This window comes from Janthinobacterium algoris, assembly GCF_051380935.1.
Taxonomy (GTDB): Bacteria; Pseudomonadota; Gammaproteobacteria; order Burkholderiales; family Burkholderiaceae_D; genus Janthinobacterium.
The window spans coordinates 81,237-97,291 of sequence record NZ_JBNYXZ010000013.1; the positions used below are offsets into that span (position 1 = coordinate 81,237).

The 16,055-nt window shown below is 63.6% G+C and carries 11 protein-coding genes and 1 tRNA gene; all 12 read left to right on the forward strand.

The genetic code is table 11. The features are described from left to right. Positions 1-45: 45 nt before the first annotated feature. The gene (locus ACQ4W7_RS19320) at positions 46-4,242 is read left to right on the forward strand and encodes a hybrid sensor histidine kinase/response regulator (protein WP_436532677.1); all 4,197 of its coding nucleotides are present in this window, start codon (positions 46-48) and stop codon (positions 4,240-4,242) included. A gap of 93 nt (positions 4,243-4,335) precedes the next feature. Then, complete coding sequence (locus tag ACQ4W7_RS19325; RefSeq protein WP_436532571.1) at positions 4,336-5,046, forward strand: response regulator; 711 nt, start codon at positions 4,336-4,338, stop codon at positions 5,044-5,046. Positions 5,047-5,139: 93 nt separating this feature from the next. Further along, on the forward strand, positions 5,140-6,759 hold the full coding sequence (locus ACQ4W7_RS19330) for an AMP-binding protein (protein ID WP_436532573.1): 1,620 nt from the start codon (positions 5,140-5,142) through the stop codon (positions 6,757-6,759). After that, positions 6,756-9,152 carry a bifunctional salicylyl-CoA 5-hydroxylase/oxidoreductase gene (locus ACQ4W7_RS19335; RefSeq protein WP_436532575.1) on the forward strand — a complete coding sequence of 799 codons (2,397 nt, stop codon included), beginning with the start codon at positions 6,756-6,758 and terminating at the stop codon, positions 9,150-9,152. The genes ACQ4W7_RS19330 and ACQ4W7_RS19335 overlap by 4 nt, the downstream gene beginning before the upstream one ends. Before the next feature lies 1 nt (position 9,153). Continuing rightward, positions 9,154-9,954 carry an SDR family NAD(P)-dependent oxidoreductase gene (locus tag ACQ4W7_RS19340; protein WP_426072772.1) on the forward strand — a complete coding sequence of 267 codons (801 nt, stop codon included), beginning with the start codon at positions 9,154-9,156 and terminating at the stop codon, positions 9,952-9,954. 13 nt (positions 9,955-9,967) lie between these two features. Then, the gene (locus ACQ4W7_RS19345) at positions 9,968-10,480 is read left to right on the forward strand and encodes a MarR family winged helix-turn-helix transcriptional regulator (protein ID WP_436532578.1); all 513 of its coding nucleotides are present in this window, start codon (positions 9,968-9,970) and stop codon (positions 10,478-10,480) included. A gap of 2 nt (positions 10,481-10,482) precedes the next feature. After that, positions 10,483-11,337, forward strand: coding sequence for an enoyl-CoA hydratase family protein (locus tag ACQ4W7_RS19350; protein ID WP_436532580.1), 855 nt, complete (start codon positions 10,483-10,485; stop codon positions 11,335-11,337). A 1-nt stretch (position 11,338) separates the two neighbouring features. Next, positions 11,339-12,499, forward strand: a complete 1,161-nt coding sequence (locus ACQ4W7_RS19355; protein ID WP_436532582.1) for an acyl-CoA dehydrogenase family protein — start codon at positions 11,339-11,341, stop codon at positions 12,497-12,499. A 17-nt stretch (positions 12,500-12,516) separates the two neighbouring features. Continuing rightward, positions 12,517-12,909 carry a RidA family protein gene (locus ACQ4W7_RS19360; protein ID WP_426072776.1) on the forward strand — a complete coding sequence of 131 codons (393 nt, stop codon included), beginning with the start codon at positions 12,517-12,519 and terminating at the stop codon, positions 12,907-12,909. A 122-nt stretch (positions 12,910-13,031) separates the two neighbouring features. Next, the gene (locus ACQ4W7_RS19365) at positions 13,032-13,766 is read left to right on the forward strand and encodes a PEP_CTERM-anchored TLD domain-containing protein (RefSeq protein ID WP_436532584.1); all 735 of its coding nucleotides are present in this window, start codon (positions 13,032-13,034) and stop codon (positions 13,764-13,766) included. 65 nt (positions 13,767-13,831) lie between these two features. Further along, positions 13,832-13,906, forward strand: a tRNA-Arg gene (locus tag ACQ4W7_RS19370). Between the two features lie 172 nt (positions 13,907-14,078). Beyond that, the gene (locus ACQ4W7_RS19375) at positions 14,079-15,971 is read left to right on the forward strand and encodes an ATP-binding cassette domain-containing protein (protein ID WP_436532586.1); all 1,893 of its coding nucleotides are present in this window, start codon (positions 14,079-14,081) and stop codon (positions 15,969-15,971) included. Positions 15,972-16,055: the final 84 nt, after the last annotated feature.

Consider the following 16,055-nt stretch of genomic DNA (forward strand, 5'->3'; position numbering starts at 1 on the left):
TTTTTTGACAGGACGATTGTGCTGGTATTTCGACGTGCTTGCGAAGTGGTATTGCTGTTGTCTTTACTGCTGCCGGGCGGCCCGGCCGCGGCGGCGCCTGCGCCCACCCTGCGTTTCGACCAGCTCAGCGTCGAACAGGGCCTGGCGCAGGAATCGGTGCTGGCCATCGCCCAGGACCGGCAGGGCTATATGTGGTTCGGCAGCCAGTCTGGCCTGAGCCGTTACGATGGCTACCGCATGGTCGTCTACAAGAATATCGAGGGCGACAAGACCAGCCTGGCCGACAACTGGGTCGGCAAACTGCATGTCGATAGCCAGGGTCAGCTGTGGGTGGGCACCGACAACGGCTTGGACCGCTTCGATGCCGCCAGCCAGACCTTCATTCACTATGTCCCGGCTGAAAAGAGCAAGCGCGGCAACGGCAACCGGCATATCCACGCCATTCTTGACGATGGCGCGCGCGGCTTCTGGATCGCCACCTCGGACGGCTTGCAACATTTCGACCCCGCCACGGGCGCCTTCCGAACCTGGCACCATGAAGAAGGCAATCCGCACAGCCTGGGCGACAATGAAATCAAGGCGTTGGTGCTGGACGCGCAACAGCGCCTGTGGATAGGCACCGTCACGGGCCTGGACATGCTGGCGCCGGGCAGTGACCGCTTCGAGCATTTCGCCGTCGACACGGAGCCCGGTTCGAAGTACAACGTGATCCAGTCGCTGCTGGTGGACCGCCAGCAGAATCTGTGGATAGGCACCATGGCCGGCGCCGAGCGCTGGCGCCTGGGCGGCGCCGGGCAGGCACCGCAGGCACGCCTGCGCCTGAATGAAAAACAGGGCTTTTCCGCCATCCGCGTCGCCAGCCTGTACCAGGATATCGACGCCACCGTCTGGCTGGGCAGCAACGCCGATGGCCTGTTCCGCTGGCTGCCCGAGAGTGACACCTTCCTGCAGTATCGCCACCAGACGGGTGACAAATTCAGCGTCGCCGACAACCAGCTGTCGTCGCTTTACCGCGACCGCGCGGGCACCTTCTGGGTCGGCTCCTGGTACAACGGCGTGAGCCGGGTGGACCTGGGCAGCGGCGGCTTTTCGCGCATGGCGCGTGCTCCCGGCGATGTGGTCGCGCTGGCGGACAAGAAAGTGCGCGCCGTGGCCGATGCGGGCAATGGCAAGTTGTGGCTGGCCACCAAAGGCGGCCTGAAACTGTACGATATGCGCGACGGCAGCTCGCGGCTGTTCGACCTGCGCAGTTCGCCCGGCATGTCGCGCGACGAGCAGGTCACCACCCTGTACAAGGCGCCCGATGGCACTCTGTGGGTGGGCGGCTCGACGGGCTTGCACCGCTTCGATCCGGTACTCGGGCGTTTTTTTACCATGCGCTTTGCCGCCGGCGATCCGAACAGCGACACCATCCGCAATGTCGTGAGTGACCGCAGCGGCATGCTGTGGGTCTCGACGCGGGGCGGCGTGCACCGTTTCGACCCCGTTAGCAAACGCTTCACCACCTACCGTCATGATCCGGCCAACCCGAACAGCTTGTCCGACAACATGGTGCGGCCCGTGCTGGAAGACGGCAAGGGGCGGCTGTGGATAGGCTCCTTCCACGGCCTGGATTTGCTGGACCGCGCCAGCGGCCAGTTCCGGCATTTTCGCCATGATCCGCAAAACTTGCATAGCCTGAGCCACGACGAGGTGCATTTCCTGCACGAAGACAAGGGCGGCGTGCTGTGGGTGGGCACGGCCAATGGCTTGAACCGGATGGACATCGATGCGAAGGGCGAGATCCGCTTCCGGCGCTTCGTGCGCAAGGATGGCATGGCCGATGATGCCGTCGCCAGCATCCTGGGCGACGATAACGAGCAGCTGTGGCTGAGCACGAATAGCGGCATCACGCGGCTCGACATGCGCAGTGGCCTGTTCCGCAACTACGACAGCGCCGATGGCACGGTGGAAGGCTCGTACTTCGATGGCGCGGCCCTGCGCGCGGCGGATGGGACCATGTATTTCGGCGGTTTCAACGGCATGACGGCGTTCGTGCCACAGGATATCCACGACAACCGCGTGCCGCCGCTGGTGGCCATCACGGAGCTGCAGATATTCAACAAGCCGGTGTCCATCGGCCGCGGCGAGTTCGCGCACGTGCTCAGGACGGCGATCGACCATACGCGCAAGCTGGTGCTGACCAGCCGCGAAAGCGTCTTTTCGCTGGAATTTGCGGCCCTGCATTTCGCCGCACCCCAGCGCAACATGTTCGCCTACCGGCTCGAAGGCTTCGACCAGGACTGGGTCATGACGGATGCGGGGCGGCGCTTTGCCACCTACACCAACCTCGATGCGGGCAATTATGTGTTTCGCGTCAAGGCGGCCAACAAGGACGGCGTGTGGAACGAGAGCGGCGCCACCTTGGCCATCACGATCCTGCCGCCATTCTGGAAAACCTGGTGGTTCCGCACCCTGATGGCGGCGCTGCTGCTGGGCGCCGTGTATGGCGCTTACCGCCAGCGCGTGCGCGCGCTGCGGCGCCAGCAGAATGAGCTGGAAAAGCAGGTCAGCGAACGCACGGCCGAGTTGCAGAGCAAGGAAATCGAAGTGCTGGCCCAGTCGGAAAAGCTGGCGCAAGTCAACAGCAGCTTGACGAAAAACGAGGAAAGCCTGCGCCAGGCCAAGCGCAAGGCCGAAGACGCGACGCGCCAGAAGTCGGAATTTTTGGCCAACATGAGCCACGAAATGCGCACGCCGCTGGCCGGCGTCATCGGCATGCTGGGCTTTGCACTGCGCGACGAGCAGCTGCACGACGCCACGCGCGAGCAGATTTTGCGGGGCCAGGCCAATGCCCAGTCGCTGCTGGTGATCATCAATGACTTGCTCGACTTTTCCAAGATCGAGGCGGGCAAGCTGAGTATCGAAAACATCGACTTCGCGCTCGGTGCGGCGATCGAGACGGTCGTCAGCCTGTTCGAGGAGCAGGCGGCAGCGCGCAGCATCGGTTTTGCCATCGATTTCGCGCCGGACCTTCCGCCCTTCGTGGTGGGCGACCCGACCCGTTTGCGCCAGGTGCTGGTCAACCTGGTCGGCAATGCCTTCAAGTTCACCCAGCGCGGCGGCGTCAGTGTGTGCGTCGAGCGGGCCGGCGTGACCAGCGGTAGCGGCGGGCGTCGTGTCAACCTGATCCGCTTTACCGTCAGCGACAGCGGCATCGGCATCGATGCGGACGCGATGGCGCGCCTGTTCCAGAAGTTCGAGCAGGCCGACGCCAGCACCACGCGGCGCTACGGCGGCACGGGGCTGGGCCTGGCGATCTGCCGCCAACTGGTCGAACTGATGGAGGGCGAGATCGAGGTGGCCAGTACGCCGGGGCAGGGCAGCACCTTTGCCTTCACCTTGCCGCTGGCCGATGGCGTGGCGCCGCCGCAGGTGCCACAGGTGGCGCTGGCGCCGCACAGCCACCAGTTGCGCGTGCTATGCGCCGAAGACTTCCCCACCAACCAGATCATCATCCGCGTCATGCTCGAAGAGCTGGGGCACCGAGTCGACGTGGTCGCCAACGGCGCGCTGGCGGTGGCAGCGTGCGTGCATACGCGCTATGACCTGATCCTGATGGACGGGCGCATGCCGGAGATGGATGGCGCCACGGCGACGCGATTGATACGCCTGGGTGGCTGGCCGGACCAGCCCGTGCGTGACCAGGATCTGATGATCGTGGCCCTGACGGCGAACGCCAGCGAAGAAGACCGCAGCCGCTATCTGGGTGTCGGCATGGATGATTTCCTCAGCAAACCAGTGGCCGAGGCGGCGCTGCATGGCTTGCTGGCGCGCGCCATAGAGCGCCAGTTGCAGCGCGGTTTCATGTTGCCGCGCATGCCGTCGAACGTGCCGCACGGCGTCTTGCGGGGGCGGGCCGAGCTCGATGCCTTGTTCGGCATCGCGCCGGCAGTCCCTATCGCGGCGCCGTCCCCATCCGGCAGCAGCGGCGAACTGCAACAGCGCATCCGTGTCGCCTTCGTCGCCGACCTGGAGGGACGCCTGCGCGAACTCGACGCCGCCCTGGCGGCGCAGGACAAGGATAACGCCGGGCGTCTGCTGCATGGCTTGAAGGGCAGCGCCGCCTATCTGGATGAAACGCAGCTGCACATGCTGTGTACGGAACTGGAAGAGGCGGCGGACGGCGGCCGCTGGACGCAGGTGGCCTTGCATTTGCCGCAATTGCGCGCACTGTTGGCGCACATAGCCGTTTCGGGCTAAAAAATGTAAAATAGGCAATGCCGGCAATGGAGCGCGCGGCGAAACTGGGTAGTATACGGCCAGGCCCCGACGCTGCCGGCAATGGAGAAAGCAATGAAAGTACTGGTGGTTGACGATGATGTCGTGTCGCGCATGGTATTGATGCATCTGATCGACAGCTGCGGCGTGCACGATATCGTGGAAGCCGAAGATGGCGCAGCGGCGTGGGAGCAGCTCGAACGGGGGTTGCGCCCGTCGCTGTGCTTCTGCGATTTGCGCATGCCGCGCCTGTCCGGCATGGAGCTGCTGCAGAAAATCCGCGCCGACAGCACGCTTGATGCCATGCCGCTGGTGCTGGTATCGTCGGCGAATGACCAGGGCACGGTGCGTGACGCCGTGCAGGCAGGTGCTGCCGGCTATATCGTCAAGCCCTTCCAGCCGGAGCAGGTGCGCCAGCATATCGATGCCTGTTTTGACGTCTCCGCCTTGCCGGCCGAGGCGCCGCGCGACACGCTGCAGCGCCTCGGCATCGACAGCGAACGCCTGCTGGCCTATCTGACCGGCTTCCAAGGGCAGGTCGGCGCCGCCAGCGAACAGGTCGACGCCTTGCTGGCGCGCGGCGAGCCGGCGCAAGCGCGCAAGCAGCTCGAACGACTGCACCTCGGTTGCCGCACCCTGGGTTTGCATGGCGCGGAAGCTGGAATGATGTCCCTGCTGCAGGCATCGGTGCTCGACGGTGACCAGCTGCAAACGGCGCTGGCCGCGCTGGCGCGCAGCGTGGCGCAGCAGGCGCGCCGGCTGCGACAGCAAGACGGCGCCGACTGAATCTGCTGTTTTCCGCTTGCTGGAAAAATACTTTAGGTTTAAAGTATCTGCTTCCGGGCCTTGTGCACACGCCCGTCACCAGCCAGGATGAGCATGAGCAGCGACCCTTCGCCTAGCACCGCATCTCCCGAGGACGATTTTGCGCGCACGCATTTGCCGCCGCGCGCACTCTGGCCGCAGCTGTGCCTGGACTTGCCCGAGCTGCAGTATCCGCCGCGTCTCAATTGCGTCGCCGTGCTGCTCGATGCCGCCGTCGCCAGCGGTGGCGGCGAGCGCACCGCCATCCTTGCCGACGGCCAGCGCTGGACTTACGCACAGCTGGCGCGGCAAGTTGACCGCATCGCCCACGTGCTGCAGGCTGATCTGCGCCTGATTTCCGGCAACCGCGTGCTGCTGCGCGGCGCGAATACCCCCATGATGGCTGCCTGCCTGCTGGCCGTGCTGAAGGTCGGCTGCATCGCCGTGCCCACCATGCCGCTGCTGCGTGCGCGCGAACTGTCCGCCATCCTCGCCAAAGCGCAAGTGAACGCCGTGCTGTGCGCGCAGGGTTTGCGTGGAGAACTCGATGGTATGCCAGACTTGCCGCCCATGCTGTGTTTTGGCGACGATGGCGCCGAACTGGAACAGCGCATGGTTGCCCACGATGCGCCATTTTCCGCATGCGACACGGCGGCCGACGACGTCTGCCTGATCAGCTTTACCTCTGGCACGACGGGCGTGCCCAAGGGCACCATGCATATGCACCGCGACCTGCTGGCCATTTGCGACTGCTTTCCCCGCTCCATGCTGCAGGTGCGCGCTGACGATATCTTCATCGGTACGCCGCCGCTGGCGTTTACCTTCGGCTTGGGTGGCTTGCTGCTATTCCCCCTGCGCTTTGGCGCGGCCACCGTGCTGCTGGAAAAACTCACGCCCGAGGCCCTGCTGCGCGCCATCGGTGCATACCAGGCCACCATCTGCTTCACTGCACCGACTTTTTACCGCCAGATGGCGCCGCTGGCCGCGCAGCACGACCTGCGCAGCCTGCGTTTGTGCGTCTCGGCCGGCGAGGCGCTGCCGTTGGCCACGCGCGATGCCTGGCAGGCGGCGACGGGTCTGGCCATGACGGACGGTATCGGCGCCACCGAGATGCTGCACATCTTCATTTCCGCCACGGGCGAGGGCCTACGCCGCGGCGCCATCGGCAAGGCCATCCCCGGCTACCAGGCGTGCATCGTCGACGATGCTGGCGTGCCGCAGCCGCCCGGCGTGACGGGCCGCCTGGCCGTGAAAGGTCCCACCGGTTGCCGCTACCTGTCCGACCCGCGCCAGCGCGAGTATGTGCAGAACGGCTGGAACCTGACGGGCGACACCTTCGAAATGGACGGCGACGGCTATTTCTATTACCGCTCGCGCAGCGACGACATGATCGTCTCGGCCGGCTACAACATCGCCGGCCCGGAGGTGGAAGAGGCGCTGCTGCGCCACCCGGGCGTGGCCGAATGTGGCGTGGTCGGGCGCGCCGATGCCGAACGTGGCCAGATCGTCGAGGCGCACGTGGTGCTGAAGGAGGGTTTTCAGGCCAGCGACTTGCTGGCAGCCGAATTGCAGGACTTCGTGCGCCAGCAGATCGCCCCGTATAAATACCCGCGCGCCATCCGCTTCCTGCCTTCCCTGCCGCGCACGGAAACGGGCAAGCTGCAGCGCTTCAAACTTCGCACGGACACCCCATGAATATTGTCTGCATCGGCGGCGGCCCCGCCGGCCTGTATTTCAGCCTGCTCATGAAAAAGCAGAATCCCGACCACCGCATCACCGTCATCGAGCGCAACCGCCCGTACGACACGTTTGGCTGGGGCGTGGTGTTTTCCGACCAGACCCTGGGCAACCTGGCGAATGCGGACGAGCCGACGGCGCGCACCATCCTGCAAGCGTTCAACCACTGGGACGATATTGAGATCCACTTCAAGGGTGAGACCGTGCGTTCTGGCGGCCATGGTTTTTGCGGCATCGGCCGCAAGCGCCTGCTCAATATCCTGCAAGCGCGCTGCGAGGAACTTGGCGTGCAGCTGGTGTTCGAGACGGAAGTGCAGGACGACCAAGCCATCGCGCGCCAGTACGGTGCCGACCTGGTGATCGCCAGCGATGGCTTGAACAGCCGTATCCGCACGCGCTATGCGGCCAGCTATCAGCCCGAGATCGACCAGCGTCATTGTCGCTTCGTCTGGCTGGGCACGCGCAAGAAATTCGAGGCCTTCACGTTTGCCTTCCGCCAGACGCCATACGGCTGGTTCCAGGCGCATATCTATCAATATGACGGCGATACCTCGACCTTCATCGTCGAAACGCCGGAACACGTGTGGCGTGCGGCGGGGTTAGATGCCATGAGCCAGGAAGAGGGCATCGCCTTTTGCGAAGCGCTGTTCGCCGAGGAACTCGATGGCCAAGGTTTACTGAGCAATTCGCCGCACTTGCGTGGCTCGGCGCAGTGGATCACCTTCCCGCGCATCGTCTGCCGGCAATGGGTGCACCGGCAGAATGGCGTGCCCGTCGTGCTGATGGGCGATGCTGCCCACACGGCGCATTACTCGATCGGTTCCGGCACCAAGCTGGCGCTGGAAGACGCCATCGAGCTGGCGCGCTGCTTTGGCCAGCATGCCGAGACGGCTGCGGCGCTGGCCGCCTACCAGCAGCTGCGCGCCATCGAGGTGCTGAAAATCCAGAGCGCGGCGCGCAATTCCATGGAGTGGTTTGAAAACGTCGAGCGCTACAGCGCCATGGAAGCGCCGCAGTTCGCCTATTCCATGCTCACGCGCAGCCAGCGCATTTCGCATGAAAACCTGCGCCTGCGCGATCCCGCGTACGTGGCAAACTATGAACTATGGCTGGCGCGGCGCGCGGGCGAGCAGGCTGGCGTTGTGTTTCCGCAAGAACCTTTGCCGCAAGCGGCCTTGCCGCCCATGCTCACGCCCTTCCGGCTGCGCGGCGTGCTGCTGAAAAACCGCATCGCCGTCTCCCCGATGGCGCAGTACAGCGCCGTCGATGGCGTGGCGGGCGATTACCATCTGATGCACCTGGGCGCGCGCGCCGTGGGCGGTGCGGGTCTCGTGTTTGCCGAGATGACGTGCGTGTCGGCCGACGCGCGCATCACGCCCGCCTGTCCCGGCATGTATAGCGAAGCACACACGCAGGCCTGGCGGCGCATCGTCGATTTCGTGCATGCCAACAGCGACGCGAAAATCGCCCTGCAACTGGGCCACGCAGGGGCGAAAGGTTCGACGCGGCCCATGTGGGATGGCATCGACCTGCCGCTCAGGGAGGGCAACTGGCCGTTGATCTCGGCCTCGGAACAGCAATACCTGGCCGGCGTGTCGCAAACGGCGCGCGCGGCCACGGAGGTCGACCTGGCGTGCATCGAACAGGACTTCGTGCGCGCCACCTTGGCAGCGGCCGTTGCCGGTTTCGACTGGCTGGAACTGCATTGCGCGCATGGTTATTTGCTGTCGAGTTTTATCTCGCCGCTGACCAACCGCCGCACGGACGAGTATGGCGGCAAGCTGGAAAACCGCTGCCGCTATCCGCTGCGCGTGTTCCGCGCCATGCGCGCCGCCTGGCCGCAAGATAAACCCATGAGCGTGCGCATCTCGGCCCACGACTGGGTCGAGGGCGGCATCACGCCCGACGATGCGGTTATCATCGCGCGCCTGTTCAAGCAGGCGGGCGCCGACCTGATCGACTGTTCCTCGGGCCAGGTCAGCAAGCTCGAACAGCCCGTGTATGGGCGCATGTTCCAGGCGCCGTTTGCCGACCGCGTGCGCAACGAGGCGGGCATCGCCAGCATGGCCGTCGGCTCGATTTTCGAGGCCGACCACGCCAACAGCATCATCGCTGCGGGGCGTGCCGACCTGTGCGCCGTGGGCCGCCCGCACCTGGCCAACCCGGCCTGGACCCTGACGGAGACGGCGCGCATCGGCTACAGCGGCTCCGGGGCAGGCGCAACCTGGCCGAAACAGTACCGTCCGGGCCAGCAGCAACTGGAACGCAATCTGCAGCGCGAGCGCCAACTGGCCGCCGCCAATACGGGCCTCACCCCGCAACAGGTGGCCGCGCGGCTGCTGGAAGGATGACATGAACAAGGAACAACTGGATGGCGCATTGGCCGGCAAGCACGCACTGGTGACGGGCGCCGGCAGCGGCATCGGCCTGGCTTGCGCGGGTGCCTTGCTGGACGCGGGCGCCAGGGTCACCCTGGCCGGGCGCGATGGCGCGCGGCTGGCGCGCGCGCACATGCAACTGGAAGAGGCGGGCCACGCGGGCAGGGTGGCCATCTGCGTGCTCGACGTGAGCGTGGAAGCGTCCGTGCAGGCGGGCTTCGCGCAGGCGGCCGCGCATTTCGGCCGCATCGATATATTGATCAGTAACGCGGGCCAGGCGCATGCGGCGCCGTTCGGCAAGACGGACGCCGCCATCTGGCAGCAGATGCTGGCCGTGAACCTGACAGGCGTGTTCCACTGCTGTCAGGCCGCCATGCCCGGCATGCTCGAAGCGGGCTGGGGCCGCATCGTCAACGTGGCGTCGACGGCGGGCTTGAAAGGTTATCGTTACGTCAGCGCCTATGTCGCCGCCAAGCATGGCGTGATCGGCCTGACGCGCGCACTGGCGCTGGAAGTGGCGCCGCGCGGCGTCACCGTCAACGCCGTTTGCCCCGGCTACACGGAAACGGAAATGGTGGCGCAGGCCGTGCAGAACATCGTGCGCAAGACGGGGCGCGGCGAAGACGCGGCGCGCGCGGAACTGGCGGCTAGCAACCCGCAGCAGCGGCTGGTGCAGCCGCAGGAAGTGGCCGATGCGGTGGCCTGGCTATGCCTGCCCGCGTCGGCCGCCATGAATGGACAATCAATTGCCGTCGCCGGCGGTGAAGTCATGTAACTGAATGAAGATCATGGATAAAGAAAGCGCTGACGCGCAAGAACAACCTGTGCTCGACCTGGCCAGCCGGCTGACGCAGGATCACCACCAGTCGCTCAAGCTGTGGCTGCGCATGCTCTCGTGCACGGTGAAGATTGAAAACGAGGTGCGCACGCGCTTGCGCGCCACCTTCGGCATCACCTTGCCTCGCTTCGACTTGATGGCGCAGCTCGAGCGCTTTCCCGATGGCTTGCGCATGGGTGAACTGTCCAAGCGCATGATGGTCACGGGCGGCAATATCACGGGCATCACCGACCAGCTGGAGCAGGAAAAACTGGTGGCGCGCGTGGTCGATCCGAAGGATCGCCGCTCGTACAGCGTCAAGCTGACGCCAGCGGGCCGGCGCGCGTTCGACGAGATGGCGCGCGTGCACGAAGGCTGGATCGCCGAACTGCTGCACGGCGTGACGCCGGATGACAAAACCCGATTGATCGACCTGCTGTCGCAGATGAAGCAGCAGTTGAATAACACTACCCTTAAGGATTGAGCATGCGCCATCTACCCGGCCAGCCGCAAGACCTGCCTGGCAACCGCGCCAGCTTGGGCCATTACGCCGCGCGGCATTTTCTGTTTTCCGTCGAAAGCGGCGTCGCCACCTTGACCTTGCACCGGCCCGAGCGCAAGAATCCGCTCACCTTCGATTCGTACGCGGAGCTGCGCGAGTTGTTTCGCGCGCTGGCGCATGCGGACGACGTCAAGGCCGTGGTGATCACGGGCAGCGGCGATAATTTCTGCTCCGGCGGCGACGTGCACGACATCATCGGCCCCCTGACGAAGCTCGACATGCCAGGCTTGCTGGCGTTTACCCGCATGACGGGCGACGTGGTGAAGGCCATGCGCGCCTGCCCGCAACCCATCATCGCCGCCATCGACGGCATTTGCGCGGGCGCCGGCGCCATGCTGGCGCTGGCTTCCGATATCCGCATCGGCACGGCGCGCAGCAAGACGGCCTTCCTGTTTACCCGCGTGGGCCTGGCCGGCTGCGATATGGGCGCCTGCGCCTTGCTGCCGCGCGTGATCGGCCAGGGTCGTGCCGCCGAACTGCTGTACTCGGGGCGCTGCTTGCCGGGGACGGAGGCTGAACGATGGGGCTGGCTCAACCGCCTGGTCGAGCCGGAAGAACTGGCGCAGGCGGCGCAGCTGTTCGCCGCCGGCCTGGCCAGCGGCCCCACCTTCGCGCACGGCATGACGAAAAAAATGCTGCAACAGGAGTGGAACATGGGCGTCGACGAAGCCATCGAGGCGGAAGCGCAGGCGCAAGCCATCTGCATGGCCACCAACGATTTTCACAGAGCCTATCACGCCTTCGTGGCGAAGGAAAAACCCCAGTTCGAGGGCGATTAAGATGAAAAATACACGCGACACGACTTACCTGGACTGGCCGTTTTTCGAAGCGCGCCATGCCGAACTTGAGCGGGACCTCGATGCCTGGGCGGCGCAGCACCTGGATGGCGCCCATGGCGCCGACGTCGATGCGGCTTGCCGCGCGCTGGTGGCGCAACTGGGGAAGGGCGGCTGGCTCGCGCATGCTACCGGCATCGATGGCAAGATCGACACGCGCGCCATTTGCCTGATGCGTGAAACCCTGGCCCGGCACAACGGCCTGGCCGATTTCGCCTTTGCCATGCAGGGACTCGGTTCCGGTGCCATCGGCCTGTTCGGCAGCGCGCAGAACAAGGCGCGTTATTTGCCCGACGTGGCCAGCGGCAAGCGCATCGCCGCCTTTGCCCTGTCCGAACCGCAGGCCGGCTCCGACGTGGCGGCCATGCAGTGCGCGGCGCGCCGCGACGGCGACGAATATGTGCTCGACGGCGAAAAGACGTGGATCTCGAACGGCGGCATCGCCGACTTTTACGTAGTGTTCGCCCGCACGGGCGAGGCGCCTGGCGCGCGCGGCATCAGCGCCTTCATCGTCGATGCCGACAATCCTGGCCTGGAAATCGCCGAGCGCATTGCCGTCATCGCGCCGCATCCGCTGGCGCGCCTGCGTTTTGCCAATTGCCGCGTGCCCGTGTCGCAGCGCCTGGGCGAGGCGGGGCAGGGCTTCAAGGTGGCGATGGCGACACTGGACGTGTTCCGCACGTCGGTGGCCGCCGCCGCGCTGGGGTTTGCGCGGCGCGCCTTCGATGAAGCGCTGCGCCACGCCACGGCGCGCCAGATGTTCGGCCAGACGTTGGCGGACTTCCAGCTGACGCAGGCCAAGCTGGCGCAGATGGCCACCGGCATCGACGCCGCCGCGCTGCTCACCTACCGCGCCGCCTGGCAGCGCGACCAAGGCCGCAAGGTGACGAAGGAAGCGGCCATGGCCAAGCTGACGGCCACCGAGACGGCGCAGCAGGTTATCGACGCGGCCGTGCAACTGTTCGGCGGCATGGGCGTGGTCAGTGGGCACCCCGTCGAGCGCCTGTATCGTGAAATTCGCGCCTTGCGCATCTACGAGGGCGCCAGCGAGGTGCAGCAATTGATCATCGCGCGCGAACTGCTGCGCGAGGCGAAACACGAATGAATAACCAGGAAAGCAATATGCAAGTTTTACAACCACCAGGATGGGCCAGGCCGCGCGGCTATGCGAACGGCGTGGCCGCCAGCGGACGCACGGTGTACGTCAGCGGCATGATAGGCTGGGATGCACAGGGCCAGTTCCATACGGACGACTTCGCGGGGCAGGTGCGGCAGGCGCTGCAAAATATCGTCGCCGTGCTGGCCGAGGCGGACGCCTTGCCCGAGCACATCGTGCGCATGAACTGGTATGTACTGGATAAGAAGGAATATGTGGCGGCATATCCACAAATCGGCGTTGCTTACAGGGAAATCATCGGCAAGCATTTTCCATCCATGACCGCTGTGCAAGTGGCGGGGCTGATCGAGGATAGGGCGAGGGTCGAGATCGAGGTGACGGCGGTGCTGCCCGGCTGAATTTCTGCTATGAAATATTGTGTATTAGCATCTAAATAATAAATATTAAAACATTATCTATCGTGTTATATTTGGCAACCGGAAAATACGCCGGTTTTAAATACTGACAGTCGAGGTAGAGGATGCTCAATAATTTCAGAACGGCAAGAGGTGTGGTGGTGGCGGTGGCTGGTATGGTTTTTTGCCTGGGTGCGCAGGCGGGGCCTGGTATGTCGCTACTCTCCCCCGGCTATCAGGCGCGGTTGGAAACTTGGCTCGGTGAAGGCCATCTGGCGCTGACGAACATTTACAGCAAGGCAACGGGTGACACCTCGCTCGATTTTCACAAGGCATCCGATGGCAAGGGGCGCACTTTTTCCGTCATGGAGGCCACGAATTCATCGGGCAAGACGTGGCTGGTGGGCGGCTACAATCCACAAAGCTGGAGTTCCACCGATGGCACGCATGTCACCATGGACGACAGCCAGCGTACCGCCTTTTTGTTCAATTTGACGTCAGACTTCATGCTGCCGCAATTGAAGCAGTATTTTAACGGCGACGGTATCGGCAAGGACCAGACCTACAATCAGGCCAATTACGGCCCCACTTTTGGTTACGGGCACGATTTGTATGTGCCGCAAGACCTTACGCATGGCGGCAGTTCCTTTCTCTATACCTATAATTATCTGGGCCAGCCATCGACCGGCGTCAGCCTGCTCGACGGGTCCGTCTGGCATGGGAATGACGTAGTTTTCGGTGCCATCCAGGTATTTTCCATCAGCGCCGTGCCGGAACCTGCCACCTATGGACTGGTTCTGGCAGGATTGCTTGTGTTGCTGGTGCGCCAGCGCGGCAGGGTGGCGGCACGCGTTGTCTGACGGGGCACTGCTCGCTTGTCACGCTGTTAATGACAAGCGCTTCCCTGTATAATGCCGCTGCGCGTGTCGCCATCGTACAATGGATAGTACAAGGTCCTCCTAAGACTTAAATGCAGGTTCGATTCCTGCTGGCGACACCACGTTTCCACGCAACGCGCGTCGGCAGCCTGTGATAATCCAGGCGGTAATTACTGGTCGATGGCGATTGAAGTCCAAGTTATCGGTACAATGCGTGCTTCATTCATCTAATCGGCGGCTGTTTTGCACACCACGCGGTGTGCGCGAGACGGCGCCCGAGCACTCTTACTCATTATGGCTGTCATTTCTCTTTCATCGGCGCAACTTGCGTTCGGTCACGTCGCGCTGCTCGATCACGCGGAATTTTCACTGGAAACCACGGAGCGGGTCGGCCTGATCGGCCGCAACGGCACGGGAAAATCTTCGCTGTTGAAGGTTATTTCGGGCAAGTTCAAGCTCGATGACGGCTTGCTGGTGATGCAACAAGGCATCAAGATCGCCTATGTGGAGCAGGAGCCACAATTTGATCCGGACATGTCCGTGTTCGACGCCGTCGCCTCCGGCATGGGCGAATCGCAGGCATGGCTGAAGGAATACGATGCGTTGACGGGCCAGTTTGGCCAGGGTAATGACGACGAATTGATGGAGCGCATGCACGATATCCAGGTAAAACTCGATGCGGCCGATGCGTGGAGCTTGCCAAACAAGGTGGAAACCGTGCTCGACCGTTTGAATTTGACGGGCGACATGCTGATGAAAACCCTGTCGGGCGGGATGCAAAAGCGCGTGGCCCTGGCGCGCGCGCTGGTGTCGGCACCCGACGTGTTGCTGCTCGATGAGCCCACCAACCATTTGGACTTCAGCTCCATCCTGTGGCTGGAAGGCTTGTTGCGCGACTTCAAGGGTAGTGTGCTGTTCATTACCCATGACCGATCCTTCCTCGACAACGTTGCCACGCGCATCATCGAGCTCGACCGCGGCCGCTTGCTGTCGTATCCGGGCAACTTCACGGCTTACCAGACCCGCAAGGCGGAGCAGCTGGAAATCGAAGAAGTGGAGAACGCCAAGTTCGACAAGTTCCTGGCGCAGGAAGAAGTGTGGATACGCAAGGGCGTCAAGGCGCGCCGCGTGCGCGACGAAGGCCGCGTGCGCCGCCTGGAAGCGCTGCGCCTGACGCGCAATGCGCGCCGCGACCAGCAGGGACAAGTCAAGCTGGACGTATCGGCCGGCGAACGCTCGGGCAAGATCGTGGCGGATCTGGAAAACGTCTCGAAGATTTATGGCGACAAAGTCATCGTCAAGGATTTCAGCGCTACCATCTTGCGCGGCGACAAGGTCGGCCTGATCGGCGCCAACGGCGCCGGCAAGACCACCTTGCTGAAGATGATCCTGGGCCAGGAAGAGTCGGACACGGGCACCATCCGCCTGGGCACCAAGCTGCAAGTGGCGTATTTCGACCAGATGCGCACGCAGCTGAACGAAGAGGCAAACCTGATGGAAACCATCGCGCCAGGCAGCGACTGGGTTGAGATCAATGGCCAGCGTCGCCACGTGATGACTTACCTGAACGACTTCCTGTTCGCGCCGGAACGTGCCCGTTCGCCCGTCAAGTCGCTGTCCGGTGGCGAGCGTAACCGTTTGCTGCTGGCGCGCCTGTTCGCCAAGCCGGCCAACGTGCTGGTGCTCGATGAGCCGACCAATGACCTGGATATCGATACCCTGGAATTGCTGGAAGAGTTGCTGGAAGAATACACCGGCACCGTCTTCCTCGTCAGCCATGACCGCACCTTCCTCGACAACGTGGTCACGCAAGTGATCGTCGCCGAAGGCGAGGGCAAGTGGCGCGAATTCGTCGGCGGTTACACGGACTGGGAGCGCGTGCGCACCTTGCCGATCGCCACGGCGCCAGCCAGCAAGCCGGTGGTGAAGGTCGATGCTGCCGCACCGGTCGCCAAGCAGAAAAAGCTCAGTTACAAGGAACAGCGCGAGCTGGAAGAGTTGCCTAAACTGATCGCCAAGCTGGAAGATGAGCAATCGGTGCTGGCCGCCGAACTGTCGCACCCGGACTTTTACAAGAAGACGCCGGCCGAAGGCAAGCGCCTGAACGCGCGCGTGGCCGAGATCGAAGGCAAACTGCTGGAAGCGCTGGAAAAGTGGGAACAGATCGAGGCACGCGCCAACGGTTGATGCTTTTTGCCTACCCTGTTGTAATTAAGTTAGAATATTTGCCACGGCAACAGTTCCGCTTGATATAATTATATAATTATATTT